General features: G+C 59.8%; 23 protein-coding genes and 2 tRNA genes. 4 read left to right on the top strand and 21 right to left on the bottom strand.

Annotated elements, in window-relative coordinates:
• Positions 1-20: 20 nt before the first annotated feature.
• The 10 genes from nusA to rlmE form a co-directional block, all read right to left on the bottom strand.
• A complete protein-coding gene (gene nusA / locus P8H27_RS04845; RefSeq protein WP_289635515.1) occupies positions 21-1,502 on the bottom strand; it encodes a transcription termination factor NusA in 1,482 nt (493 codons plus the stop codon).
• A 47-nt stretch (positions 1,503-1,549) separates the two neighbouring features.
• The gene (gene rimP, locus P8H27_RS04840) at positions 1,550-2,008 is read right to left on the bottom strand and encodes a ribosome maturation factor RimP (RefSeq protein WP_289635514.1); all 459 of its coding nucleotides are present in this window, start codon (positions 2,006-2,008) and stop codon (positions 1,550-1,552) included.
• Positions 2,009-2,140: 132 nt separating this feature from the next.
• Positions 2,141-2,212, bottom strand: a tRNA-Thr gene (locus P8H27_RS04835).
• Positions 2,213-2,309: 97 nt separating this feature from the next.
• Positions 2,310-2,395, bottom strand: a tRNA-Leu gene (locus tag P8H27_RS04830).
• 25 nt (positions 2,396-2,420) lie between these two features.
• Positions 2,421-2,801, bottom strand: coding sequence for a preprotein translocase subunit SecG (gene secG, locus P8H27_RS04825; RefSeq protein WP_289635513.1), 381 nt, complete (start codon positions 2,799-2,801; stop codon positions 2,421-2,423).
• A gap of 4 nt (positions 2,802-2,805) precedes the next feature.
• Entirely contained in the window at positions 2,806-3,561 is a 756-nt protein-coding gene (gene tpiA / locus P8H27_RS04820; RefSeq protein ID WP_289635512.1) for a triose-phosphate isomerase, read from the bottom strand.
• Between the two features lie 64 nt (positions 3,562-3,625).
• Positions 3,626-4,963, bottom strand: coding sequence for a phosphoglucosamine mutase (gene glmM / locus P8H27_RS04815; protein WP_289635511.1), 1,338 nt, complete (start codon positions 4,961-4,963; stop codon positions 3,626-3,628).
• A 20-nt stretch (positions 4,964-4,983) separates the two neighbouring features.
• Positions 4,984-5,835, bottom strand: coding sequence for a dihydropteroate synthase (folP, locus tag P8H27_RS04810; RefSeq protein WP_289635510.1), 852 nt, complete (start codon positions 5,833-5,835; stop codon positions 4,984-4,986).
• Between the two features lie 8 nt (positions 5,836-5,843).
• Complete coding sequence (gene ftsH / locus P8H27_RS04805; protein WP_289635509.1) at positions 5,844-7,760, bottom strand: ATP-dependent zinc metalloprotease FtsH; 1,917 nt, start codon at positions 7,758-7,760, stop codon at positions 5,844-5,846.
• A gap of 197 nt (positions 7,761-7,957) precedes the next feature.
• Positions 7,958-8,581, bottom strand: coding sequence for a 23S rRNA (uridine(2552)-2'-O)-methyltransferase RlmE (gene rlmE / locus P8H27_RS04800; protein ID WP_289635508.1), 624 nt, complete (start codon positions 8,579-8,581; stop codon positions 7,958-7,960).
• 103 nt (positions 8,582-8,684) lie between these two features.
• On the opposite strand from rlmE, the gene P8H27_RS04795 reads away from it, so the two are divergent.
• Positions 8,685-8,996, top strand: coding sequence for a YhbY family RNA-binding protein (locus tag P8H27_RS04795; RefSeq protein WP_289635507.1), 312 nt, complete (start codon positions 8,685-8,687; stop codon positions 8,994-8,996).
• A gap of 44 nt (positions 8,997-9,040) precedes the next feature.
• Here P8H27_RS04795 and P8H27_RS04790 read toward each other — a convergent pair whose 3' ends face one another.
• Genes P8H27_RS04790 through carA form a run of 4 tightly spaced genes read right to left on the bottom strand, consistent with a single transcriptional unit; the run spans position 9,041 to position 14,332 of the window.
• A complete protein-coding gene (locus P8H27_RS04790; RefSeq protein ID WP_289635506.1) occupies positions 9,041-9,475 on the bottom strand; it encodes a DUF4149 domain-containing protein in 435 nt (144 codons plus the stop codon).
• Positions 9,453-9,929 (bottom strand): transcription elongation factor GreA, encoded by a 477-nt coding sequence (gene greA, locus P8H27_RS04785; protein ID WP_289635505.1) that lies wholly within the window; start codon positions 9,927-9,929, stop codon positions 9,453-9,455. The genes P8H27_RS04790 and greA overlap by 23 nt, the downstream gene beginning before the upstream one ends.
• Positions 9,926-13,147 (bottom strand): carbamoyl-phosphate synthase large subunit, encoded by a 3,222-nt coding sequence (carB, locus tag P8H27_RS04780; RefSeq protein ID WP_289635504.1) that lies wholly within the window; start codon positions 13,145-13,147, stop codon positions 9,926-9,928. The genes greA and carB overlap by 4 nt, the downstream gene beginning before the upstream one ends.
• A gap of 36 nt (positions 13,148-13,183) precedes the next feature.
• Positions 13,184-14,332 (bottom strand): glutamine-hydrolyzing carbamoyl-phosphate synthase small subunit, encoded by a 1,149-nt coding sequence (gene carA, locus P8H27_RS04775; RefSeq protein ID WP_289635503.1) that lies wholly within the window; start codon positions 14,330-14,332, stop codon positions 13,184-13,186.
• Between the two features lie 298 nt (positions 14,333-14,630).
• On the opposite strand from carA, the gene P8H27_RS04770 reads away from it, so the two are divergent.
• Positions 14,631-16,046: a DNA cytosine methyltransferase gene (locus P8H27_RS04770; RefSeq protein WP_289635502.1), complete on the top strand. Its 1,416-nt coding sequence runs from the start codon at positions 14,631-14,633 to the stop codon at positions 16,044-16,046.
• 39 nt (positions 16,047-16,085) lie between these two features.
• Here the strand turns inward: P8H27_RS04770 and P8H27_RS04765 are convergent, their stop codons facing one another.
• The 5 genes from P8H27_RS04765 to grpE form a co-directional block, all read right to left on the bottom strand.
• A complete protein-coding gene (locus P8H27_RS04765; protein WP_289635501.1) occupies positions 16,086-16,817 on the bottom strand; it encodes a PmeII family type II restriction endonuclease in 732 nt (243 codons plus the stop codon).
• A gap of 60 nt (positions 16,818-16,877) precedes the next feature.
• Positions 16,878-17,678 carry a 4-hydroxy-tetrahydrodipicolinate reductase gene (gene dapB, locus P8H27_RS04760; RefSeq protein ID WP_289635500.1) on the bottom strand — a complete coding sequence of 267 codons (801 nt, stop codon included), beginning with the start codon at positions 17,676-17,678 and terminating at the stop codon, positions 16,878-16,880.
• A gap of 89 nt (positions 17,679-17,767) precedes the next feature.
• Positions 17,768-18,895 carry a molecular chaperone DnaJ gene (gene dnaJ, locus P8H27_RS04755; protein ID WP_289635499.1) on the bottom strand — a complete coding sequence of 376 codons (1,128 nt, stop codon included), beginning with the start codon at positions 18,893-18,895 and terminating at the stop codon, positions 17,768-17,770.
• A gap of 122 nt (positions 18,896-19,017) precedes the next feature.
• Entirely contained in the window at positions 19,018-20,934 is a 1,917-nt protein-coding gene (gene dnaK, locus P8H27_RS04750; protein ID WP_289635498.1) for a molecular chaperone DnaK, read from the bottom strand.
• Positions 20,935-21,033: 99 nt separating this feature from the next.
• Positions 21,034-21,603: a nucleotide exchange factor GrpE gene (gene grpE / locus P8H27_RS04745; RefSeq protein WP_289635497.1), complete on the bottom strand. Its 570-nt coding sequence runs from the start codon at positions 21,601-21,603 to the stop codon at positions 21,034-21,036.
• Between the two features lie 154 nt (positions 21,604-21,757).
• Between grpE and recN the strand changes: the two genes are divergently transcribed.
• Positions 21,758-23,431 carry a DNA repair protein RecN gene (gene recN, locus P8H27_RS04740; protein WP_289635496.1) on the top strand — a complete coding sequence of 558 codons (1,674 nt, stop codon included), beginning with the start codon at positions 21,758-21,760 and terminating at the stop codon, positions 23,429-23,431.
• A gap of 67 nt (positions 23,432-23,498) precedes the next feature.
• On the opposite strand, the gene fur is transcribed toward recN, so the two are convergent.
• Complete coding sequence (gene fur, locus P8H27_RS04735; RefSeq protein ID WP_289635495.1) at positions 23,499-23,903, bottom strand: ferric iron uptake transcriptional regulator; 405 nt, start codon at positions 23,901-23,903, stop codon at positions 23,499-23,501.
• Positions 23,904-24,000: 97 nt separating this feature from the next.
• Between fur and P8H27_RS04730 the strand changes: the two genes are divergently transcribed.
• The gene (locus P8H27_RS04730; RefSeq protein ID WP_289635494.1) at positions 24,001-24,522 is read left to right on the top strand and encodes an outer membrane protein assembly factor BamE; all 522 of its coding nucleotides are present in this window, start codon (positions 24,001-24,003) and stop codon (positions 24,520-24,522) included.
• Positions 24,523-24,581: 59 nt separating this feature from the next.
• Here P8H27_RS04730 and P8H27_RS04725 read toward each other — a convergent pair whose 3' ends face one another.
• Positions 24,582-24,902 carry an RnfH family protein gene (locus P8H27_RS04725; protein WP_289635493.1) on the bottom strand — a complete coding sequence of 107 codons (321 nt, stop codon included), beginning with the start codon at positions 24,900-24,902 and terminating at the stop codon, positions 24,582-24,584.
• Positions 24,903-24,909: the final 7 nt, after the last annotated feature.

The raw sequence follows: 24,909 nt of genomic DNA, 5'->3' as shown, positions 1-24,909 counted from the left end.
CTCTCCTCAGGCCGTAAAACTTACTCGAACCAATGGGCTCGGGCGGCCATGATCAGCTTGCCGGCACGCTCTGCGTCGATGCCGTCGATGTCGAGCAGGTCGTCAATCGACTGCTCGGCCAGGTCTTCGCGGGTAACCACACCGCGCACTGCCAGTTCCTGCGCCAAGCCTTTGTCCATACCCTCGAGAGAGAGCAGGTCTTCGGCCGGGTGGGCGTCTGCCAGTTTTTCTTCTGTGGCGATGGCCCTGGTCAACAGGCGATCCTTGGCCCGTGCCCGCAGCTCGCTGACGATTTCTTCATCGAAACCATCGATGCTGAGCATCTCCTCCATCGGCACATAAGCGATTTCTTCCAGGCTGGTGAAACCTTCCTCGACCAACACCTGGGCCAGCTCCTCGTCGACTTCCAGCTCGTCGATGAAGCGCTGCAGAATGTCGCCGGTTTCTGCTTGTTGCTTGGCCTGAATGTCCGCCTCGCTCATGACATTGAGCGTCCAGCCAGTCAGTTGACTGGCCAAACGAACGTTCTGACCGCCGCGGCCAATGGCTTGCGCCAGGTTGTCTTCGCCAACGGCGATGTCCATGGCATGGGCATCCTCATCGACAATGATTGCGGCGACTTCGGCCGGCGACATGGCGTTGATTACAAACTGCGCGGGGTTGTCGTCCCACAGCACGATGTCCACCCGCTCGCCGGCCAACTCGCCGGACACGGCCTGCACGCGCGAACCACGCATGCCGATGCAGGCGCCTTGCGGGTCGATACGCTTGTCTTTGGAACGCACGGCCAACTTGGCGCGCGAACCGGGATCGCGCGCGGCAGCCATGACCTCGATCAGCTCTTCGGCGATTTCAGGCACCTCGATGCGGAACAATTCGATCAGCATTTCCGGCGCGGTGCGCGAGAGGATCAACTGCGGACCGCGGTTCTCGGTACGGATCTCCTTGAGCAAGGCACGCACCCGGACACCCACGCGGAAAGTCTCACGCGAAATGATGTCTTCGCGCGCCAGCAGCGCCTCGGCATTGTTACCCAGATCGATGATCACGCTGTCGCGAGTCACCTTCTTCACAGTGCCGGAGATGATTTCGCCCAACCGCTCACGGTAGGCTTCAACCACCTGAGCACGCTCGGCCTCGCGCACTTTCTGCACGATGACTTGCTTCGCGGTTTGCGCAGCAATGCGACCGAACTCGATGGACTCGATCTTTTCCTCGAGCACATCGCCGACTTTCGCAGCGGCCTCAACCGCCCGCGGCATATCGACGGTAACTTGATGCGCGGGGTCATCGAAATCAGCCTCTTCGACCACCGTCCAGCAACGGAAAGTTTCGTAGTTGCCGGTCTGGCGATTGATCGCCACACGCAACTCGACTTCGTCCTCGAAACGCTTTTTGGTGGCAGTGGCCAAAGCCAATTCCAACGCCTCGAATATCACGCTAGCCGGTACGCCCTTTTCGTTGGACACCGACTCAACAACCAGCAGTACTTCTTTGCTCATCGTACGCCTCGCCTTTCGCAATCCATTGGATCCGCGGGATCCGCGTCTCAATCAAACCTGGGGATAATATTGGCTTTGTCGATCAAATCGATCGGCAACAGGAACTCATGGTCATCCACCTGCACCACCACGTCCTGTTCCTCCACACCGCGGAGGAGACCCTGAAAGTTGCGGCGCCCTTCGAAAGGCGAGCGCAGCTTGATTCGCACCTGCTCGCCGGCATGACTGGCGAACTGTTCCAATGTGAACAGTGGCCGATCCATGCCGGGCGAAGACACCTCGAGGGTGTACTCCGCACTGATCGGATCCTCGACATCGAGAACACCACTGATCTGCCGACTGACCTTCTCGCAATCTTCGATGAAAACACCATCGGCATGATCGATATAAATTCGCAGCAAAGAATGCCGCCCTTGCGACAGGAACTCGATACCCCAGCATTCATAGCCGAGTGCTTCGACTACCGGGGCCACCAAGGCCTGCAACTGTTCTAGCTTGCTCGACACCTGAGCCCCTCGCGCATGCTGTGCAAATGAAAAATGGGCGAAACGCCCATCCCTTCAACCCGCCTCTAAAGGCCGGCAAACCTGTCTCCCAGCTAGCAAAAAGCCCCTGAAAAGGGGCTCCGCTGCTGCCGGTTGCGGGGGCTGGATTAACCAACGACCTTCGGGCCACGAGCCCGACGAGCTACCAGACTGCTCCACCCCGCGTCAAAGCTGGGGCCGAAGTATACGACCGAACCCTCGCAAGGGTCAACCAGCGCTTCAGCAACAAGAAAGCCCGCATATTGCGGGCCTGCTTGTAAATTGGTACCGAGGAGGGGACTCGAACCCCTACAGCCTATGGCCACTACCACCTCAAGGTAGCGTGTCTACCAATTCCACCACCTCGGCAAAATCAGGTACTGCGTACTACTTGTTACTGCTCTGGAGCCTGAGGCACTTCAACCGCTTCGACCGCCGGCTTTTGCTCTTCGAGCACTGGTACATCTTCAACGGCAGGGCTGGCCTGCTGTACTTCCAACACCACTGGATCAGGCAAACCCACCTGAGTCAATGCATCAGCTTTTTCTTTAGCAAAGAACGCTAAGCCCAAGCTAGTAGAGAAAAAAGCGACGGCGAGTATAGCAGTAACACGACTCAAAAAGGTAGAGGAACCTTGACTACCGAAAACGGTAGCTGAAGCCCCAGAACCAAAAGAGGCACCCGCGTCCGCGCCCTTGCCCTGCTGCAACAAAACCAGCGCAACAACACCGATCGCACCCAGCAGATGAAACACTACTACGACTGTTTCCAGCATTTTGTCAGCTTCCTGCGGCGCGACAAATCGCACCGAACTCATCCGCATTCAGAGAAGCCCCACCAACGAGCCCCCCATCGATATCCGGCATACCGAACAACTCGGCTGCATTGGCGGCCTTCACACTGCCGCCATATAGAATTCTCACACCACTCGCCACTTCAGCATTCTGCGCGGCCAACTGCGCACGAATAGCAGCATGCACATACTGCGCCTGTTCAGGCGACGCCGTCAGGCCCGTACCAATAGCCCAAACCGGCTCATAGGCAACCACCGCCCGGGCAAAGGCCTCGACGCCCAACGCCTCGATAACGCTCGCCAACTGCGCCCCAACCACTTCAAGGGTCTGGCCGGCCTCACGCTGCTCAAGAGTCTCACCCACACACAACAACGGGGTCAAACCGCAGAACTGCGCCGCAGCAAACTTGCGCCCGACCTCGGCATCAGTTTCATCAAGCAACAAACGCCGCTCCGAATGACCCACCAACACCAGAGCACAACCCGCATCCTGCAACTGACTGGCGGCAATCTCACCGGTCAACGCACCCTGCGCAGGATCGACCGCACAATTTTGCGCACCGACCTCAATCCCCTCGCCTGCCAAGCCGTCCAGAACCTGAACGACATGCAAACAGGAGGGAAAAACCGCAACCTCGACGCCAGCAGATAACACCTGCCGACGCAAACCGTTGATCAGCTCTGCGACGCTGGCGCGGGTACCGTGCATTTTCCAGTTACCAGCTACCAAGGGGCGACGCATGCTTTACCTCATCGGTCAAAGAGGGCGCAGATGTTACCCAACAGCACCGGGACTGGCAAGCTAATCAAACACAGACTTCAGCAACAATCTTAGCCAATTCATCGGCATAGCCGCGCACCTTGGCTTCATCGTCGCCTTCCACCATCACCCGCAGCAAAGGCTCGGTACCGGACTTGCGCAGCAGCACGCGGCCACGGCCCGCCATTTGCTCGGTCACCCGCGCACTGGCATCCCGCACCGCCGGGTGCTCGAGCGGGTCAAGCGCGCCAGCAAAGCGCACGTTGATCAACACCTGCGGACACTTACGCAACCCTTGCCGCGCCTCGGCCAAACTCTGCCCCCGACGCCGGAGCGCCAGCAGCACCTGCAACGCGGCGATGATCGCATCCCCCGTAGTGGTGTGCTGAAAACACACCAAATGCCCCGAGTTCTCCCCCCCCATTTGCCAGTTGCGCGCCAGCAACTCGGCAACCACATAGCGATCGCCAACCTTGGCGCGCACAAAGGGGATATCCAGATCGGCCAGCGCCAGCTCCAGGCCGAGATTGCTCATCAGCGTGCCTACCACACCACCCTGCAGCTTGCCGCGCTCCTGCAGGTCACGCGCAATGATGAACAACAGCTCATCGCCATCGACCAAGGCTCCGCTGTGATCAACCATCAGCACGCGATCCGCGTCGCCATCGAAGGCGATACCCAGATCGGCCTGCTGCGCCACCACCGCGGCCTGCAGAGCTTCGACGTGAGTCGAGCCACAATCGGCATTGATATTCAGCCCGTCGGGCTGAGCCGAGAGCACCGAGACCTCGGCACCCAGCTCGCGGAACACGCTAGGCGCGACCTTATAGGCCGCGCCATTGGCGCAATCGAGCACTATCTTCAGCCCGGCAAAATCGGTACTGGTCGGCACGCTGCTCTTGCAGAACTCGATATAACGCCCCGCCGCATCGTTGATCCGCGAGACCTTGCCCAACCGCCCCGATTCGACCACGGTCATAGGCGTATCGAGCAACTCCTCGATCATCAGCTCGATCTCGTCAGGCAGCTTGGTGCCCTGCCCCGAAAAAAACTTGATGCCGTTGTCATGGTGCGGATTGTGCGATGCACTGATGACGATACCCGCCTCGGCATGAAAGGTACGCGTCAGGTAGGCGATGGCCGGTGTCGGCATCGGCCCCAACAACAGGACATCGGCACCCGCCGCAGACAATCCCGCCTCCAGCGCCGACTCGAACATATAGCCGGAAATCCGCGTGTCCTTACCGATCAGGATGCGACACTTACCCTGCTTGCGAAATGCCATGCCAGCCGCCCAGCCGAGCTTGAGCATAAAATCCGGAGTGATGGGGAACTCGCCGACACGCCCACGAATACCGTCGGTACCAAAATATTTTCTAGCCATGACCAGGTTTCCTTGATTACTTATTCAGCTGCTTCGACTGCAGCCAGCATGCGCACCACATCGACGGTTTCCGCCACATCGTGCACCCGCAAAATGTGCGCCCCCTTAGTTACCGCCAAGGCCGCCAGGGCAAGACTGCCATAGAGACGCCCACCCACCTCGTGACCCAGCACCCGGCCAATCATGCTCTTGCGCGAGACGCCGACCAACAGCGGCCGGCCCAACGCATGCAGCGACTCCAGGTGCTTGAACAAGCTGAGGTTATGCTCCTGAGTCTTGGCGAAGCCAAAACCCGGATCGAGAATCAGCCGCTCAAGGGCAATCCCCGCCGCCGTACAGGCCGCCATGCGTTCGACCAGAAAGTCGTGCACCTCGAGCAACACATCGGCGTAGCGAGGGTTCTCCTGCATGGTGGTCGGCTCACCACGCATGTGCATCAGGCACACCGGCAAACCGCTATCGGCTGCGGCATCCAGCGCCCCATCACGCTGCAACGAGCGCACATCGTTAATCAGGCCCGCACCGAGGCGCGCCGCCTCACGCATCACCGCGGGCGTCGAGGTATCCACCGAGATGATCACATCCAGCTCGGCAGCGATGGCTTCGACAATCGGCGCAACGCGCTCAAGCTCCTCAACTGGCGAAACCGCTCGCGCCCCGGGACGCGTCGACTCGCCGCCGACATCGATCAGGGCGGCGCCAGCCCGCCACATCGCTTCCGCATGGCGCAACGCCGTGTCGCGCTGCCCGAAACGGCCGCCATCGGAAAAGGAATCGGGAGTGACATTGAGGATACCCATCACCTGGGGACGGGTTAAATCAAGAAACCGACTGCCACAAGGCAGCCGGTTCAGATGGCGCACTTCAGACATCCTGATCCTTAATGCTCGGCAGCAGGATCACCGATAGGCTTCTCGGGACGATCCGTTTCGTCGGGACTGGCGGCCGCTGGCGTGCCGGCATCACCACCACCGCTCCAGTCGCGCGGCTCACGCGGGATACGGCCATTCATGATCTCTTCGATCTGCTCGGCATCGATGGTCTCATACTTCATCAAGGCTTCAGCCATGGCATCGAGCTTGTCGCGATTCTCTTCCAGCAGACGCTTGGCCGTGCCGTAGCACTGATCGATGATGCTGCGCACCTCCTGATCGATCACCCTGGCCGTATCGGCCGAGACATTGGTGTGCTGGCTACCCATGCTGCGACCGAGAAAGACCTCGCCTTCCTCTTCGGCATACATCAGCGGACCGAGCTTCTCGGACAAGCCCCACTTGGTCACCATGTTGCGCGCCAACTGGGTGGCACGCATGATGTCGTTGGAAGCGCCAGTGGTCACGCCATCGAAGCCCAGGGTCATTTCTTCGGCGATACGGCCACCGAACAGCGAGCAGATCTGGCTGGTCAGGGCACGCTTGCTCAGGCTGTAGCGATCCTCCTCCGGCAGGAACATGGTCACGCCCAAGGCACGGCCGCGCGGAATGATCGACACCTTGTAAACCGGGTCATGCTCGGGCACCAGGCGCCCGACAATGGCATGACCGGCTTCATGGAACGCCGTGTTGAGCTTTTCCTTGTCCGACATGACCATGGATTTGCGCTCGGCGCCCATCATGATCTTGTCCTTGGCCAACTCGAACTCCTTCATCTCGACCAAGCGCTTACCGGCACGCGCGGCAAACAACGAAGCCTCGTTGACCAGGTTGGCCAGATCGGCACCCGAGAATCCCGGCGTGCCGCGAGCAATCACCGCAGCCTCGACATTCTCGCCCATCGGCACCTTGCGCATGTGCACCTTGAGAATCTGCTCGCGACCGCGAATGTCCGGCAGGCCAACCACTACCTGGCGATCGAAGCGGCCGGGACGCAACAGCGCCGGGTCGAGCACGTCCGGGCGGTTGGTGGCGGCAATGACGATGACGCCATCGTTCGCCTCGAAGCCGTCCATCTCCACCAGCAACTGGTTAAGGGTCTGTTCACGCTCGTCGTGACCGCCGCCCATGCCGGCACCGCGATGGCGGCCGACGGCGTCGATTTCGTCGATAAAGATGATGCACGGCGCGTGCTTCTTCGCTTGCTCGAACATATCGCGCACACGGGACGCACCGACACCGACGAACATCTCGACGAAGTCCGAACCGGAAATAGTGAAGAACGGCACCTTGGCCTCACCGGCAACCGCTTTGGCCAGCAAGGTTTTACCGGTACCCGGCGAACCGACCATCAGTACGCCGCGCGGAATGCGCCCACCGAGGCGCTGGAACTTGCCCGGATCGCGCAGGAATTCGACCAGCTCGCTGACCTCTTCCTTGGCCTCGTCGCAACCGGCGACGTCGGCGAAGGTGGTCTTGACCTGATCTTCCGAGAGCAGGCGCGCCTTGCTCTTGCCGAAGCTCATCGGCCCGCCCTTGCCCCCAGCGCCGCCCTGCATCTGGCGCATGAAGAACATGAACACCGCGATGATCACCAAGATCGGAAAGCTGGCCACCAGCAGCTGAGTCCAGATGCTCTGCTGCTCCGGCTGCTTGCCGACTATCTGCACGTTGTTGTCGATCAGATCCTTGATCAGGCCATTGTCCTGAATCGCCGGGCGCACGGTCTCGAACGACGAACCATCGCCGCGCACTCCACTGATAATGAAGCCGTCGACAGTCACCCGCTTAACGGAACCGTCCTGAACCTGCTGGATAAAGTCCGAGTAGTTGAGCTTGCTCGACTCACTCGGGCTGGAGAAATTATTCATCACCGTCACCAAAACGGCGGCGATGATCAGCCACAGAACCAGATTCTTTGCCATGTCGTTCAATTAGCTACCCTCTGCAGCAGGCCTCGTCTCGAAGCGTGCTTCGCATGACGACCAGTTATGTACTGATCTAACTTACTACACAACACCCCCACCTGGCAGGCGCCGTCTGTAACCCTATATTTAGCCAGCCGCAAACTGCGGCGCCGACATTACCTCAGACCGATGCGCCAGCTCTTGGTTGCATCCATCTAGTCACCACGAAAGCTGCGCCCGAGCATGTACTGCTCGCGCGAGCGATCGCGCGAAGACAAGGGCTTGCGCATCTGCACCTTATCGAACATCTCGCGCACCTGCTTGTGGTAAAGGTCGAAACCTTCACCCTGGAAAATCTTGATCAGGAAATCCCCTCCCGGACGCAGCACTCGCCCGGCCAAGTCCAGCGCCAACTCGCACAGGTACATGGCGCGCGCCTGATCGGCAGCCCTTACTCCACTCATATTGGGGGCCATATCGGAAATCACAAGGTCTACCGGGTTACCGCCAATCGCCTCGAGGATCTGCGCGAACACCGCATCGTCGGTAAAGTCGCCCTGAATGAAGGTGACATCGGGGATGCTGTCCATCTCCAGAATATCGGAGGCAATCAGAGTGCCCTTGTCGCCGATCAGTCGGCTGGTGACCTGCGACCAACCGCCAGGGGCCGCGCCCAGGTCGACCACCGTGATGCCCGGGCGCAGGATGCGATCCTTTTCCTGAATCTCCAGCAGCTTGTAGCTGGCGCGCGAGCGATAGCCATCCTTTTGCGCCATTTTGACGTAAGGGTCATCGAAATGTTCTTTCAGCCAACGCTGGCTGGTTTTGGAACGGGCCACGCAATACCTCGAATTGTGCAGAGCATGAATATCTGGGCGGCAACCAAGGCGCTCGGGTAAACTGAGCGCCGTTTTTTACCAGATTAAATGCAGGAATCAGATTATGCCGCTCACTCAAGAGCAGAAGAAACAATTCAAATCTATCGGCCACCACCTGAAACCCGTATTGATCGTGGCCGACAATGGTTTGACCGAAGGCGTGCTGGCCGAACTGGAGCGCGCCCTGAGCGACCATGAACTGATTAAAGTGCAATTGCGCATCGTCGAGCGCGACAGCCGCCTTACCGCCATTAACGAACTGTGCAAGGCCGGCAAAGCCGAACTGGTGCAGGTTATCGGCAAGATGGCGCTGGTTTACCGCAAGAACCCCAAGGTCAACAAGAACCTGTCCAACGTCCATCGCCATCACGGCTGATAGCGCCAAGCTGCACGCTTCTTGCCTTACGTGAAGCCTGCAGCTTAGCGCTTGCCGCTGCCCGGCACCGACTGCAACACCAGCAGCAAACCGCAAAACGCCATCGCCAGGTAGCTGAACATCAACCAGAGCCCGCCATTACCCCAGAAATGGCGCACGCCAAAGTAGCTGGCGGCCATCGCCAGCACCGTCAACAGCAGCTGCCCGCGGATATCGCGCCACAGGCTGGCCAACCGCTCGGCACGGATCAGCACCAACACCTGCAGCCCCGCACAAACCCCCGCCAGCCCCACCAACAGCGGGCGAACGGCGCTGGCGATCTCCTCGACCAGCAATGGCGCCAAGCCCAGCTTGGCCACCGCCGGCAACACCAGGAAATGCAACAACCACAGACCGCCGACCCAGAATGTCTGGGCCAGCAGCCAGCTTATCGCCCCAGCATTTCGCGTGCCGAGCCTAGATATGGCGAACCTCGACAATCTCGTACTCGAGGATGCCGCTGGGGGTCTTGACCGCCACCACCTCGCCCTCTTCCTTGCCGACCAGAGCGCGTGCGATAGGCGAACCCACCGAGAGCTTGCCGAGTTTGATATCGGCTTCGTCTTCGCCCACGATCTGGTAGGTCACGCTCTCGTCGGTCTCGACGTTGGCGATTTCCACCGTGGTGCCGAAAATCACCTTGCCGGTGTGCGCAATACTGGTGACATCGATGACCACCGCATTCTGCAGACGGCCTTCGATATCGCGGATGCGCGCCTCGACCATACCCTGCTGCTCGCGGGCGGCATGGTATTCGGCGTTTTCCTTGAGGTCGCCCAACTCGCGGGCAGTGCCGATGTCCTGGCTAAGCTTGGGCCGCACCACCTTGGTCAGGTGAGCCAACTCTTCTTCCAGGGCGCGCGCACCCTGGACGGTCATGGGGTATTTAGTCATGCCTTGATTCCTGCATGGAGATCCTGCAAACGACGCACGGTCTTCTCGGGACCGAACTTCAACGCCTCACAAATCGCCTCGCCAGCGGCCAAGGTGGTGGTGCAGCAGATTCGATGCTGCAGCGCATTACGCCGAATGGAATAGGAGTCGGCAATCGACTGACGACCCTCGGTGGTGTTGATGATCAAGGTGACTTCGTCGTTCTTGATCATATCGACCACGTGGGGGCGACCCTCGGTCACCTTGTTCACCCGCCGTACCGGCAAGCCGGCGGCCTCGATCACCCTGGCGGTTCCCGAGGTGGCCACCACGTCGAAACCCAGCTCGATCAGGTTGCGCGCCAACTCGGCCACCAGGGGCTTATCGTCGTCGCGCACGCTGATAAAGGCACAGCCGCTATTGGGCAGGATTTCACTGGCGCCCAACTGGGCTTTGGCAAACGCCTCACCGAAGGTGTCGCCGACGCCCATCACCTCACCGGTCGACTTCATTTCCGGGCCGAGGATCGGATCGACGCCAGGGAACTTGGCGAAGGGGAATACCGCCTCCTTGACGCTGTAGAAGTTGGGGATGATTTCGTCGGTGAAGCCGACTTCGGCCAGGCTCTTTCCGGCCATCACCCGGGCACCGAGCATCGCCAGGGAGATGCCGATGCACTTGGAGACGAACGGCACGGTGCGCGAGGCGCGCGGATTGACTTCGATGACGAAGATGTCCTCGCCCTGCACCGCCATCTGCACGTTCATCAGGCCGACCACGCCGAGTTCCAGGGCCATTTTCTTGACCTGATCACGGATCTCGTCCTGGATATGCGCCGGCAGCGAATACGGCGGCAACGAGCAGGCCGAGTCTCCGGAGTGCACGCCGGCCTGCTCGATGTGCTGCATGATGGCGCCGATCACCACGGTTTCGCCGTCGCAAATAGCATCGATATCGACTTCGATGGCGCAGTTGAGGAAGTGATCGAGCAGCACCGGGCTGTCGTTCGACACTTTCACCGCTTCGCGCATGTAGCGCTTGAGCTCTTCTTCCTGGTAGACGATTTCCATCGCCCGACCGCCCAGCACATAGGACGGACGCACCACCAGCGGATAACCGATGACTTTGGACGCCGCCAGGGCCTCGTCCTCGCTGCGCGCGGTGGCATTGGCCGGCTGGCGCAAGCCGAGACGCTGCACCATCTGCTGGAAACGCTCGCGGTCTTCGGCACGGTCGATGGCCTCGGGGCTGGTGCCGATAATCGGTACACCGGCCTCTTCCAGCGCGCGACAGATTTTCAGCGGGGTCTGCCCGCCATACTGCACGATCACGCCCTTGGGCTGCTCGACGCGGACGATTTCCAGCACGTCTTCCAGGGTGACCGGCTCGAAATACAGGCGGTCGGAGGTGTCGTAGTCGGTGGAGACGGTTTCCGGGTTGCAGTTGACCATGATGGTCTCGTAACCGTCTTCACGCAGCGCCAAGGCGGCGTGCACGCAGCAGTAGTCGAACTCGATGCCCTGGCCGATGCGGTTCGGCCCGCCACCCAGAATCATGATCTTGTCGCGGCTCGACGGCGCCGCCTCGCACTCTTCCTCGTAGGTCGAATACATGTAGGCGGTGTCGCTGGCGAACTCGGCGGCGCAGGTGTCGACGCGCTTGTACACCGGCAGCACTTTCAGTTTGTGCCGATGGCTGCGCAGGCTCTTCTCGGAGACGCCGAGCAGCTTGGCCAGACGAATGTCGGAGAAGCCCTTGCGCTTGAGCTTGTACATCAGGTCGCGGTCGATGCTGACCAGACCCAGGGTCTTGATCTTCTCCTCCTCCTTGACCAGATCTTCGATCTGCACCAGAAACCACTCGTCGATGCGGGTCAACTCGAACACTTCGGCCACCGTCTTGCCGGCGCGGAAGGCGTCCGCCAGGTACCAGATGCGGTCGGCACCCGGCACGGTCAGCTCGCGCTTGAGGGTGCTTTCTGCATCCGGATCATTCGGATCGAGCATCGGGTCGAAACCGGACACCCCCACTTCCAGACCGCGCAGGGCTTTCTGCATGGATTCCTGGAAGGTGCGACCGATGGCCATGACCTCACCGACGGACTTCATCTGGGTGGTCAGGCGGGCATCGGCCTTGGGGAATTTCTCGAAGGCGAAGCGCGGAATCTTGGTCACGACGTAGTCGATAGCCGGCTCGAAGGACGCCGGGGTACGCCCACCGGTGATGTCGTTGGACAGCTCGTCGAGGGTGTAACCCACCGCCAGCTTGGCGGCGATCTTGGCGATCGGGAAGCCGGTGGCCTTGGAGGCCAGCGCCGAGGAACGCGACACCCGCGGGTTCATCTCGATCACCACCATACGCCCGGTGTTCGGACAGATGCCGAACTGCACGTTGGAGCCGCCGGTTTCCACGCCGATCTCGCGCAGCACCGCCAGCGAGGCGTTACGCAGGATCTGGTATTCCTTGTCGGTCAGGGTTTGCGCCGGAGCCACGGTGATCGAGTCGCCGGTGTGCACGCCCATCGGATCGAAGTTCTCGATGGCGCAGACGATGATGCAGTTGTCCTTCTTGTCGCGGACCACCTCCATCTCGTATTCCTTCCAGCCGATCAACGACTCGTCGATCAGCAGCTCGTTGGTCGGCGACAGGTCGATACCACGGGCGCAGATTTCCTCGAACTCTTCCCGGTTGTAAGCGATGCCGCCGCCAGTGCCGCCCATGGTGAACGATGGACGAATGATGCAGGGAAAGCCGACCTTCTCGAGTACGGTGTAGGCTTCCTCCATGTTGTGCGCGATGCCCGACACCGGACAGGCCAGGCCGATGTCCTTCATCGCCTTGTCGAATCGCGAACGGTCTTCGGCCTTGTCGATGGTGTCGGCGTTGGCGCCGATCATCTCGACACCGAATTTTTCCAGAATGCCGTGCTTTTCCAGATCCAGCGCGCAGTTCAGTGCCGTCTGGCCGCCCATGGTCGGCAGCAGGGCGTCGGGGCGCTCCTTCTCGATGATCTTGGCCACGGTCGACCACTTGATCGGCTCGATGTAGGTGGCGTCGGCCATCGCCGGATCGGTCATGATGGTGGCGGGGTTGGAGTTGACCAGAATGACCCGGAAGCCCTCTTCTTTCAGGGCTTTACACGCCTGGGCACCGGAATAGTCGAACTCGCAGGCCTGGCCGATAACGATCGGGCCAGCACCGAGGATCAGGATGCTTTTAATGTCTGTACGTTTTGGCATAGCGGTTACTCGAATCCTTTGGTCAGTCGGCGGGGTTTAGCGGCGCTTGGCCATGGCTTCGATAAAACGGTCGAACAGTGGCGCCACATCGGCTGGGCCGGGGCTCGCCTCGGGGTGGCCCTGGAAGCTGAAGGCGTCCTTGTCGGTACGCTCGATGCCTTGCAGGGAACCGTCGAACAGCGATTTGTGAATCGCCCGCACGTTGCTCGGCAGGCTGGCCTCATCCACGGCAAAACCGTGGTTCTGGCTGGTGATCATCACCACGCCGCTGTCCAGATCCTGCACCGGGTGGTTGGCACCGTGGTGACCGTGGCCCATTTTCAGGGTCTTGGCACCGGAGGCCAAAGCCAGCAGCTGGTGGCCGAGGCAGATACCGAATAGCGGCGTATCGGTTTCCAGCACGTCCTTGATCGCCTGGATCGCGTAGTCGCAAGGCTCGGGGTCGCCCGGCCCGTTGGACAGGAACACGCCATCGGGATTCAGCGCCAGCACCTCGGCAGCGGGGGTCTGCGCCGGCACCACGGTCAGGCGGCAGCCGCGTTCGACCAGCATGCGCAGGATGTTCAGTTTGACCCCGTAGTCGTAGGCGACCACGTGGTAGGGCAACTCGCCGGCCGGGATTTGCGGGTGGCTGTCGCTCTTCAGGTTCCAGGTGCTTGCGCGCCACTCGTAGCGCTCGGTACAACTGACCACCTTGGCCAGATCCATGCCTTTGAGGCCGGGAAAACTGCGCGCCAATTCCAGCGCTTGCTCTTCGGTGGCGTCGTCGCCGACCAGGATGCAGCCGTTCTGCGAACCTTTTTCGCGCAAGATACGGGTCAGACGGCGAGTATCGATGCCGGCGATGGCCACGGTGCCGTTTTCCTTCAGGTACTCATCCAGCGGCTGCTTGTTGCGCCAGTTGCTGGAGGTCAGCGGCAGGTCGCGAATGATCAAACCGGCAGCCCAGACCCGGCTGGACTCGGCGTCTTCCGGGGTGGTACCGGTGTTGCCGATGTGCGGATAGGTCAGGGTAACGATTTGCTGGGCATAGGAAGGATCGGTAAGGATTTCCTGATAGCCGGTCATGGCGGTGTTGAAAACCACCTCTCCAATAGTTTGGCCATCGGCACCGATGGCCTCGCCGCGAAAAATGCTGCCATCAGCAAGGGCCAAAATGGCAGGTTTAAGGGCTGGCTTACTCAAGAAAACCTCCGAAAATCAACGCTTTGAAGCAAACGCAGATTGTAAAAAAGCGGGATGACGTATCGACCGTCACCCCGCTTTTTTATCTGATTCATTCTGCGCAACTTTTAGTGGACACACTAAAGCGGGAAGCCTACAGGAAAAGCCCAAAATCCGAAACCCATTGCCGCCAAAAAACCTCCCACCCAGCCCCGTGACCGCCAGCCACCCCAGCTCGCACCCGAGATCGCGCCGTTGACAAGCCTTCGAGCCCCCCTAGAATAGGTACCTACTACAGATTTCGCACGGGAAACACGGAATGAGTACCCGAACCAGCATCAAAGATGCCGCGAAAAAGCTGAGTGTCAGCGCCCAGTACGTCAGAACCCTGTGCCGCAAACAAGAGCTCAAAGCCGAGAAAATCGGCAGCACCTGGATCATAAACACAGCCAGCCTTGAAAATTACGGCCTTAAAACAGCGCATATGATTGCAAAAGACCACCCCGCGTACCAAGTGAAGCAAAAACCAAGCAATCAACAACCCATCGCCTTGAGCTTCTTCTCAGGCGCCATGGGCCTAGACCTGGGCATCGAAAATGCCGGCTTTGACATCAGGCTGGCCTGTGAATCTGACAAGTATTGTCGCCAGACTATCGCCCTCAACCGCCCTAACACGGCGCTGCTAGGCGATATCAATAGCTGCTCCGCGGAGCAGGTGCTGAAAGCGGCCCAGGTTGAGGGCGCAGAAGTCGACTTGATCATGGGGGGCCCCCCATGCCAGGCCTTTAGTACCGCAGGAAAACGCAAAGCCTTTAACGACGACCGCGGCAATGCCTTTCTCAAGTACATTGACCTTGCGCTCGAAATTCGCCCCAAATTCATCGTAATAGAGAATGTGCGCGGTTTGCTGTCGTGCCCAATGGATCATCGCCCCCATGACCAAAGGGGCCCAGAGTTTCCGGACTTATCTTTAGATGAAATGAAAGGCGGCGCCCTGAATTTTGTCCTGAGCAAACTAAAGATCGCGGGCTACACCTGCTCATTCAATCTTTATAACTCTGCAAATTTCGGCACCCCGCAGATCCGCGAACGAGTGATCATCGTCTGCTCGCGTGACGGCCATACCGCCCCCTTCCTCGCGCCAACCCATAGCGAAAACGGCGAATTTGATTTACCCAAATGGCGCACAATTAAGGACGCGCTAAGCAACCTGACCACTCACACGCATTTGAATTTTCCGGAAAAAAGACTGAAATATTATCGGATGCTCAGCGCGGGTCAGAACTGGCGCAACCTCTCGCCTGATCTGCAGCAAGAAGCCCTTGGTAAATCCTACTTTTCCGGCGGAGGCAAGACTGGCTTCTTAAGGCGTCTCAGCTGGGAAAAACCTTCGCCGACCCTGGTTACCCACCCCGCCATGCCCGCAACCGACTTGGCACACCCCGACGAAAATCGGCCGCTATCGATCCAGGAATACAAAAGAATTCAGGAATTCCCGGATGACTGGCAACTGGCCGGCCCGTTAATTCAACAATATAAGCAGGTTGGCAATGCGGTTCCTGTCAGCCTTGGCTACGCAGTAGGAAGGCTCATCAAGGACTTGCTGGAGGGGCGAACCAAGGAAACACCAGAAAACTTCAGATTCTCCCGATACCAGGCAACCTCTGACAGAGACTGGATTCAGGCTTTTGAGCAACAAAAACGGAAGCTTCAATTCGATCTAGCGCCCGCCTGAAAAATATCGGCATGGACTCACACCCCGACACCGATACCATCAGGCTGCCGAATTGAAATTAACCAGACGCTGCCACTCAATAGCGCCCTCTTCATTACAAAAATCGTTAGTAAACTCACGAGTAAATTTGTTGATCATCTGCCCATAAGCAACCAGAAATTCATCATTGCGCTCCCGGGCTTTGAATCCAAGCGGCTCAACCAATTCAACAAATAAATTCGCATCGCCCGAGATAAACTCCCAGAAACGCTGCCCACAATATTTATAATGCGTACCCTTGTCCGGGTTTTTATCACGCCCATAACAACAACCATTGACAGCCACGACGTGCATCTTCGACTGACTGGTGCGCAATGTCTTTTTTGCCGTAATAAAATTACTTTTCATTTGGCCAATTTGAGAGCTATTCCCCCAGTTCGGCCCTGACTTAATCGCCACAATGTAACGACAGCCCTCTCTATCAAATTCCAAATCAACACCAGGGATGCCTGACTTTCTTCCTCCATAGGTCTTGGCGTTGATAAAAATAGCCAGTCCCTCCAACCAATCACCAAAGAGCGTCTCTTCATTGGAGGAAATGTGCGCATCAACAATACCCTTAACTATCTGCTCGGCCGTTTGCATAAACTTGGCTTTGAACATGTATGGGTTCTTGCGCTTCAGCACATCTTTCAGCTTCAGCTTTCCCAGGCTATCAATCCGTTTTTGGTGAAACGCCCCAATATTTTCTTCTACATACTGAGCCACATCATCAAGATTTATAGCATCCACAAGGTCTAGCCTCCCTCTATACCCAAGAGCAAAAGCGGCCCCCGGCCGCTCACAAAGCATTTAAAGCCCCAGCACATCCTGCATGTCGTACAGCGCGGGCTCACGCCCCTCCAACCAGGACGCCGAGCGCACCGCACCCTTGGCGAAGGTCATGCGGCTTGAGGCCTTATGGGTAATTTCCACGCGCTCGCCATCGGCCGCGAACAGCACGGTGTGATCGCCGACCACATCGCCAGCCCTTACCGTGGCAAAACCGATGGTTTCGCGGGCGCGCGCGCCGGTTTGCCCCTCACGGCCGTAGACCGCAACTTTTTGCAGATCGCGCCCCAGGGCATTGGCCACCACCTCGCCCATGCGCAGCGCGGTGCCAGACGGTGCGTCGACCTTATGCCGGTGATGGGCTTCGATGATCTCGATGTCCACCTCGTCACCGAGCACCCGGGCGGCGGTATCCAACAATTTCAGGCACAGGTTGACACCCACGCTGAAATTGGCGGCAAAGACGATGGGGATCTGCTGGCCAGCATCGGCCAACAGCTGCTTTTCCTCGACACTGAAGCCAGTGGTGCCAATTACCATGGCCTTGCCAGCCTGGCGGCAAATTTCCAGGTTTTTCAGGGTCACGGAAGGGTGGGTGAAATCGATCAGCACATCGAACCGATCCAGCACCTCACCCAGACTGCCCGATAGCAGTACGCCGATCTTGCCCAACGCCGCCAACTCACCAGCATCGGCGCCAATCAGGCTGCTATCGGCACGGTCGATCGCCGCACTCAGGCTCACGCCATCGGCCTGCTGCACGGCCTCGATCAGGGTCTTGCCCATGCGCCCAGCGGCGCCCATCACTGCGATACGTTGCATGACACCAGCTCCAAGCTATAGACCTCAAGCCGCAAACCGGAGCACAAACCCTGTGGCAGCTTGTCGCTCACCGCTTGCGGCTGTTTTATTCACACATCGCCGAAGAAACGTTTCACGCCCTCGAACCAGCCGCTGGCCTTCGGCGAATGACGGGTATCGCCCTGCAGCGTCTTGCGGAATTCTTCGAGCAGCTCGCGCTGGCGCCGATCCAGACTGATTGGCGTTTCCACCGCCACCCGACACATCAGGTCGCCAGCACCGCCACCGCGCACCGGCGCCACGCCTTTGCCGCGCAAGCGGAACAGCTTGCCGGTCTGGGTGCCTTCCGGAATTTTCAGCTTGACCCGGCCATCCAGGGTCGGCACTTCCAGCTCACCACCCAGCGCCGCATCGGCGAAGCTGATCGGTACTTCGCAGTACAGGTGTTTGCCGTCGCGCTGAAAGATCGCGTGCTCGCGCACATTGACCACCACATACAGATCGCCCGCCGGACCGCCCATAGCGCCCGCCTCGCCTTCACCGGACAGGCGTATGCGATCACCGGTATCGACACCAGGCGGAACCTTCACCGACAGGGTCTTGTGCTCTTCCACCCGACCATGGCCATGGCAGGAACCGCACGGATCGGTAATCATCTTGCCGCTGCCATGACAGCGCGGACAGGTCTGCTGTACCGAGAAGAAGCCCTGCTGCATGCGCACCTGACCGATACCGCCACAGGTGGTACAGGTCACCGGAGAAGTGCCCTTCTTCGCCCCGGAGCCCGCGCAAACCTTGCAATTGACCAGGGTCGGCACCCGGATATTGACCGTGGTACCGCGCACGGCCTCTTCCAGATCCAACTCCAGGGTGTAGCGCAAATCGCTACCGCGCTGAGCGCCGCCACGCTGGCCGCCACGACCGCCAGCGCCACCAAAGAAATCGCTGAACACATCGCCGAAGATATCGGAAAAGTTTGCCCCGCCCGGGCCACCGCCGCCGCCCATCTGCGGATCGACACCGGCATGGCCGTACTGGTCGTAGGCCGCGCGCTTGCCGGCATCGGACAATACTTCGTAGGCCTCGTTGGCATCCTTGAACATGTCTTCCGACGCTTTATCGTCGGGATTGCGATCCGGGTGATGCTTCATCGCCAGGCGCCGGTAGGCTTTTTTCAGCTCCGCTTCGCTGGCGCCGCGCTCGACGCCGAGCACCTCGTAATAGTCACGTTTAGCCATAAGTCTTCAACACCTTTAAATCGTCTACTCCAGACACGCCAACGCGGGAGCAAGCTCCCGCGTGGCGGATCATGCCGGGCGCGACTCGCGTCATGCCCGGCCAGAGCGGCATAAGCTCGCGCTTATTTGTTTTCCTTGACCTCTTCAAACTCCGCGTCGACCACATCGTCGCCCGCGCCTTGAGTGTCATCTGCCTGCTGGGCATCCGCGCCAGGCTGTGGTTGCTCGGCATACATCTTCTGCGCCAGCGGGGTGGTGGCTTCGGACAGGGCATTGATCTTGGCTTCGATAGCGGCCTTGTCATCTCCCTTGATCGCCACTTCCAGCGCGCTTAGTGCGGTCTCGATGGCGGCTTTCTCGTCCGCAGTGGCCTTATCGCCTGCCTCGGTGAGCATCTTGCGCGAGGCGTGTACCAGTTGATCGCCCTGGTTACGGGCAGTGGCCAGCTCTTCGAACTTGCGGTCTTCCTCGGCGTTGGCCTCGGCATCACGCACCATTTGCTCGATTTCTTCCTCGGACAGACCGGAGTTGGCCTTGATCACGATGGACTGAGTCTTGCCGGTGGCCTTGTCTTTCGCGCCGACATGCAGAATGCCGTTGGCGTCGATATCGAAGGTCACTTCGATCTGCGGCACGCCACGCGGAGCCGGCGGAATCTCGGCCAGATCGAACTTGCCCAGGGACTTGTTCTGCGAAGCTTGCTTACGCTCGCCCTGCAGCACGTGAATGGTCACCGCGCCCTGGTTGTCGTCGGCAGTGGAGAACACCTGGGACTTCTTGGTCGGGATAGTGGTGTTCTTCTCGATCAGCGCGGTCATCACCCCACCCATGGTTTCGATACCCAGGGTCAGCGGCGAGACGTCGAGGAGCAGCACGTCCTTGACGTCGCCGGCCAGTACCGCGCCCTGGATGGCAGCGCCCATGGCGACGGCTTCGTCCGGGTTGACGTCCTTGCGCGCTTCCTTGCCGAAGAAATCGGTAACCAGCTTCTGCACCAGCGGCATGCGGGTCTGACCGCCGACCAGGATCACGTCGTTGATCTTGGCCACGTCGATACCGGCGTCTTTCAAGGCGATGCGGCACGGTTCGATGGTGCGCTGCACCAGGTCTTCAACCAGCGACTCCAGCTTGGCGCGCGAAATCTTCACGTTCAAGTGCTTGGGACCGGTGGCGTCGGCAGTGATGTACGGCAGGTTGACGTCGGTCTGTTGGCTGGACGACAGCTCGATCTTGGCTTTCTCCGCGGCTTCTTTCAGACGCTGCATGGCCAGCGGATCACCCTTGAGGTTCATCCCGCTTTCTTTCTTGAATTCGTCGACCAGGTAATCGATCAGACGGATGTCGAAGTCCTCGCCGCCGAGGAAGGTGTCGCCGTTGGTGGCCAACACTTCGAACTGGTGCTCGCCATCGACTTCGGCGATCTCGATCACGGAAACGTCGAAAGTACCGCCGCCCAGGTCATACACGATCACGGTGTGATCGCCCTTGGCCTTGTCCATGCCGTAGGCCAGGGCCGCGGCAGTCGGCTCGTTGATGATGCGCTTGACGTCCAGACCGGCGATCCGCCCGGCATCCTTGGTGGCCTGACGCTGGCTGTCGTTGAAATACGCAGGAACTGTGATCACCGCCTCGGTGACCGGCTCGCCGAGGTAATCTTCGGCGGTCTTCTTCATCTTCTTGAGGATTTCCGCCGAGATCTGTGGCGGCGCCATCTTCTGGCCGTTCACTTCGACCCAGGCGTCGCCGTTGTCGGCCTTGACGATCTTGTACGGCACCATCTGGATGTCTTTCTGCACGACGTCTTCTTCGAAACGACGACCGATCAGACGCTTCACCGCATACAGGGTGTGATGCGGGTTGGTCACCGCCTGGCGCTTGGCCGACTGACCGACGAGGATTTCACCGTCGTTGGCATAGGCGATGATCGACGGCGTGGTGCGAGTGCCCTCGGCGTTCTCGATAACTTTGACGTTGCCGTTTTCCAGAATGGAGACGCACGAGTTGGTGGTCCCCAGGTCGATACCGATAATTCTGCCCATCATCATTCTCCCTAAACTTGGATATTCCCGCCGCTGCGCTTTGTCAGCCGCGGTAGCACTAAAACGCTTGACTCATAAGTGGGGGCTATTCGCCGAATTTCAAGCTTGCTCGTCGATAGACGGCGGAGCTTCGGCCGGAGCCTTGCTGACCACCACCATCGCCGGGCGCAACAGTCGACCGTTGAGCAGGTAACCCTTCTGAAACACCTTGAGCACGCTGTTCGGCTCCACATTCGCGCTGTCCTGCATGGCCATGGCCTGGTGGTGCTCCGGATTGAAGGGCTCGCCCTGCGGGTCTACGGCTTCCAACTGATAGCGCTTGAAGGTGTCGTGAAACAGCTTGAGCGTCAGCTCCATGCCCTCGCGCACCGCCTGGATCGCCTGATCGTCCGGACTGGACAGCTCAAGACCGCGCTCCAGACTGTCGACGACCGGCAGCAGGTCACTGGCGAATTTTTCCAAGGCGAACTTGTGCGCCTTCTCTACATCCTGCTCGGCGCGACGACGCACATTCTGCAGATCCGCCGCCATGCGCAGCGCCTGATCCTGAGCGGCAGCCAACTCCTCTTCCAGCACCTGGATGCGGGCGTCCACCTGATCGCTCGAGCCCGTTTCGGCACCAGGGCCAACTTCTGGCAGCTGGATATCGTGAGTCTGTTCGTCAGCCATGGGTTTCTCCTCTAAAAATTCGACGCAAGTCTAAACTCGCGCGTCTGCCGCCTATATGGGGACAAATTCTGCAGCTTCAAGTGCGGCACAAGGATTGTCAGCCGAGAAATAAACACTGTATAAATATACACACAAAAGATCTGGAGGCCTCGCCATGCTGGTGCACCTGTCCGTACACAATTACGCCATCGTTGAACACCTCGACCTGGAGCTGGACAGCGGCATGAGCGTCATCAGCGGCGAAACCGGCGCCGGCAAATCGATCATGCTCGACGCCCTCGGCCTATGCCTGGGGGATCGCGCCGACAGCGGCGTGGTACGCCCCGGGGCCGACAAAGCGGATATTCTTGCCAGCTTCGACCTTGGCGATATCCCCGAAGCCCGCGCCTGGCTGGCTGAACGCGACCTTGAGCACGACGGCCCATGCATTCTGCGCCGGGTCATCACCGCCGAAGGCCGCTCGCGCGGCTACATCAATGGCTCGCCCTGCCCCCAGGGCGACCTCAAGGCTCTCGGCGAGCTGCTGATCGATATCCACAGCCAGCACGAACATCAATCCCTGCTCAAGACCGACACCCACCGCCGCCTGCTCGACGAATACGCCGGCAGCCAGGAACTGGCGCGCCAGGTGCAACTGGCCGCGCAGCGCTGGAAACAGACCAGGAGTGAGCTGCAGCGCCTGTCCAGCCTCGGCGACGAGCAACGCTCACGCCATCAACTGCTCAGCTACCAACTGGAAGAACTGGACAGCCTGGCCCTGGGTGAAAGCGAACTGGAACAGCTGGAGCAGGAGCACAAGAACCTGACCAATGCCGAAAGCCTGCTCAGCGCCTGCCGCCTGGTAATCGAGCAATGCAGCGAGAACGACGCCGGCAACGTGCTCTCGGCACTGACCGGCAGCCTCAACCGCCTGGGCGCCTTTCAGGGTCAACCGAGCGCCTTGAGCGAAGCGACCAACCTGCTGGCCAGCGCGCAAATCCAGGTGGAGGAAGCCGTTGGCGAGCTCAACCGTTTTCTCGACCACTTCGACGCCGATCCCGAGCGCCTGCAGCAGTTGGAAGAGCGCCTGGATGCGATCTATACCCTGGCGCGCAAGCACCGAATCCAGCCCGGCGAGCTGACCGCCATGCAACAGCAACTGTTCGAGGAACTGGAAGGCCTCAACGCCGACGACCAGGCCGCCGAACGCCTGAACGATGAACTGAGCGCCTTCGAACGCCACTACCAGGACAAGGCCGGCGAACTCAGCGCCCTGCGTCATCGCGCGGCCGGCGAACTGGCCGCGGCGGTAGAGCTGGAAATGCACAACCTGGGCATGCCCGGCGGGCGCTTCAGCATCACCCTGAGCGCTAATATCAACAGCGAACCACAGCCCAACGGCCTCGAACAGCTGGAATTCCTGGTCAGCGCCAACCCCGGCCAACCGCTCAAGACCCTGGCCAAAGTCGCCTCCGGCGGCGAACTGTCACGCATCAGCCTGGCCATCCAGGTGATCACCGCACAAACCTCGCGCGTGCCGACCCTGGTGTTCGACGAAGTCGATGTCGGCATTGGCGGCCCTACCGCCGAAGTGGTCGGGCAACTGCTGCGCCGACTCGGCGAACGCGGCCAGGTGCTGACCGTCACTCACCTGCCGCAAGTGGCCGCTCAGGGCCATCAGCACCTGTTCGTGCACAAGGTGCGCGGCAGCGATGCCACGCGCACAGCCGTGAGCAAGCTGGATAGCAATCAGCGGGTCGAGGAAATTGCCCGCATGCTGGGCGGCGTCGACCTGACCGAAGAATCCCTGGCCCACGCCCGGCAGATGGTCGGCAGCGCCCAAGCCTGACGGGGCGCTCAACGGATAAAGGCGATCCGAAGATCGCCTTTATCCTATCCGTGACCCGCTTGCGCGCTTACCTCTTCTTGCGCACGTAGAGCACCAGGTTGTGATCGACCATCTCGAAGCCGTGCTCTTGCACGATCTCCCTCTGACGCTTCTCGATTTCGGGATCGAAGAACTCGATCACCTCACCCGAATCGACACAGACCATGTGGTCGTGATGACCGCTGTCGGCCAACTCGAACACGGCATGACCGCCATCGAAGTTGTGCCGCACCACCAACCCCGCCGCCTCGAACTGGGTCAGTACGCGGTACACGGTGGCCAGACCGACGTCTTCGCCCGCTTCCATCAGGGCCTTGTAAACATCCTCTGCACTCATGTGGCGTTGCTCGGCGGAATCGAGCATCTGCAGAATCTTGACCCGCGGCAGGGTCACTTTCAGGCCAGCTTTGCGTAGTTCGCTATTTTCAACCATGGTCTGCTTTCTCGCGGAAGCGGCTTCGCAGCTTCCTTTATTGCGGGTATGATCGGGGTTTACGTTGCCCAGCCAAGATAGTGGAAGTCACCCTCCGATGCAAAAAACCAAGCTCCTGCAGACCAGCCTCACCCTCATGGGGCTCCTCGCGCTCGCCGGCTGTTCTTTCCCCGGGGTTTATAAAATCGACATCCAACAGGGCAATGTCGTCACCCAAGACATGATAGATCAGTTGCGCCCCGGAATGACCCGCAGCCAAGTGCGGTTCATCATGGGCAACCCGCTGCTGACCGACACCTTCCACGCCAACCGTTGGGACTACCTGTACAGCATTCAGCCAGGCGGCGGCAAACGCCTGCAAGAGCGCGTCAGCGTGGTCTTCAATGGCAATGAGCAACTGGCCGGCCTGTCAGGCGACTTCCTGCCCGGCGTCAGCCGCGACCAGGCCATTCTAGGTGAAGACGGCACCAGCGTGACGGCACCGCAAGCCACTCGGCAGCCGCAAACTGAAGAAAAGCCGGCCCCCGGCTCCCTGCTGGAACAAATTCAGCGCGAAGTGGATGACGTACAAACGGTTCCCGTACCAACCCCGGAACCGCTGGACAGCTCGCCGCAGTAACCCAGCCGGCACCACAGCCCGGAGAGTTCCGGGCTTTTTCATGTGCGACGACTTAACCGTCAGCCGTCTTCCTCGCCCGCCTTGGCCTGCGCCGCCTTGGCCGCACGCTGCTTGCGCACCTCTTTCGGGTCGGCGATCAACGGCCGATAGATTTCTACCCGCTCGCCATCCTCCAGCACTCGTTCTTGCGCCTTGGCAACCGCCTTGCCAAAGATCCCCAGCGGGCTGTTCGCCAGATCGAGACCGGGAAAGTGCGTCGCCATGCCAGACTGCTCGGCCGCCTGGCGCATCGTAGTACCGTACGGCAGGCTTAGGCGCAGCAGCTTCTGCTTATCCGCCAAGGCATAGACCACTTCGACCACGATCATCTTGCTATCCATAGGGTGG

Source organism: Pseudomonas sp. sp1636, assembly GCF_030376615.1.
Lineage (GTDB): Bacteria > Pseudomonadota > Gammaproteobacteria > Pseudomonadales > Pseudomonadaceae > Aquipseudomonas.
Note: the sequence above shows the minus strand (reverse complement) of the source record. Positions and strands in the feature narration are given on the sequence as shown.

Bases quoted from the DNA above. Each gene is read 5' to 3' on its own strand.
- carB (WP_289635504.1), bottom strand. From the start codon at position 13,147: ATGCCAAAACGTACAGACATTAAAAGCATCCTGATCCTCGGTGCTGGC.
- P8H27_RS04730 (WP_289635494.1), top strand. From the start codon at position 24,001: ATGCAAAAAACCAAGCTCCTGCAGACCAGCCTCACCCTCATGGGGCTC.
- dnaJ (WP_289635499.1), bottom strand. From the start codon at position 18,895: ATGGCTAAACGTGACTATTACGAGGTGCTCGGCGTCGAGCGCGGCGCC.
- ftsH (WP_289635509.1), bottom strand. From the start codon at position 7,760: ATGGCAAAGAATCTGGTTCTGTGGCTGATCATCGCCGCCGTTTTGGTG.
- dnaK (WP_289635498.1), bottom strand. From the start codon at position 20,934: ATGGGCAGAATTATCGGTATCGACCTGGGGACCACCAACTCGTGCGTC.
- tpiA (WP_289635512.1), bottom strand. From the start codon at position 3,561: ATGCGTCGCCCCTTGGTAGCTGGTAACTGGAAAATGCACGGTACCCGC.
- recN (WP_289635496.1), top strand. From the start codon at position 21,758: ATGCTGGTGCACCTGTCCGTACACAATTACGCCATCGTTGAACACCTC.
- P8H27_RS04725 (WP_289635493.1), bottom strand. From the start codon at position 24,902: ATGGATAGCAAGATGATCGTGGTCGAAGTGGTCTATGCCTTGGCGGAT.
- fur (WP_289635495.1), bottom strand. From the start codon at position 23,903: ATGGTTGAAAATAGCGAACTACGCAAAGCTGGCCTGAAAGTGACCCTG.
- P8H27_RS04770 (WP_289635502.1), top strand. From the start codon at position 14,631: ATGAGTACCCGAACCAGCATCAAAGATGCCGCGAAAAAGCTGAGTGTC.
- P8H27_RS04795 (WP_289635507.1), top strand. From the start codon at position 8,685: ATGCCGCTCACTCAAGAGCAGAAGAAACAATTCAAATCTATCGGCCAC.
- dapB (WP_289635500.1), bottom strand. From the start codon at position 17,678: ATGCAACGTATCGCAGTGATGGGCGCCGCTGGGCGCATGGGCAAGACC.
- folP (WP_289635510.1), bottom strand. From the start codon at position 5,835: ATGTCTGAAGTGCGCCATCTGAACCGGCTGCCTTGTGGCAGTCGGTTT.
- grpE (WP_289635497.1), bottom strand. From the start codon at position 21,603: ATGGCTGACGAACAGACTCACGATATCCAGCTGCCAGAAGTTGGCCCT.
- secG (WP_289635513.1), bottom strand. From the start codon at position 2,801: ATGCTGGAAACAGTCGTAGTAGTGTTTCATCTGCTGGGTGCGATCGGT.
- greA (WP_289635505.1), bottom strand. From the start codon at position 9,929: ATGACTAAATACCCCATGACCGTCCAGGGTGCGCGCGCCCTGGAAGAA.
- nusA (WP_289635515.1), bottom strand. From the start codon at position 1,502: ATGAGCAAAGAAGTACTGCTGGTTGTTGAGTCGGTGTCCAACGAAAAG.
- glmM (WP_289635511.1), bottom strand. From the start codon at position 4,963: ATGGCTAGAAAATATTTTGGTACCGACGGTATTCGTGGGCGTGTCGGC.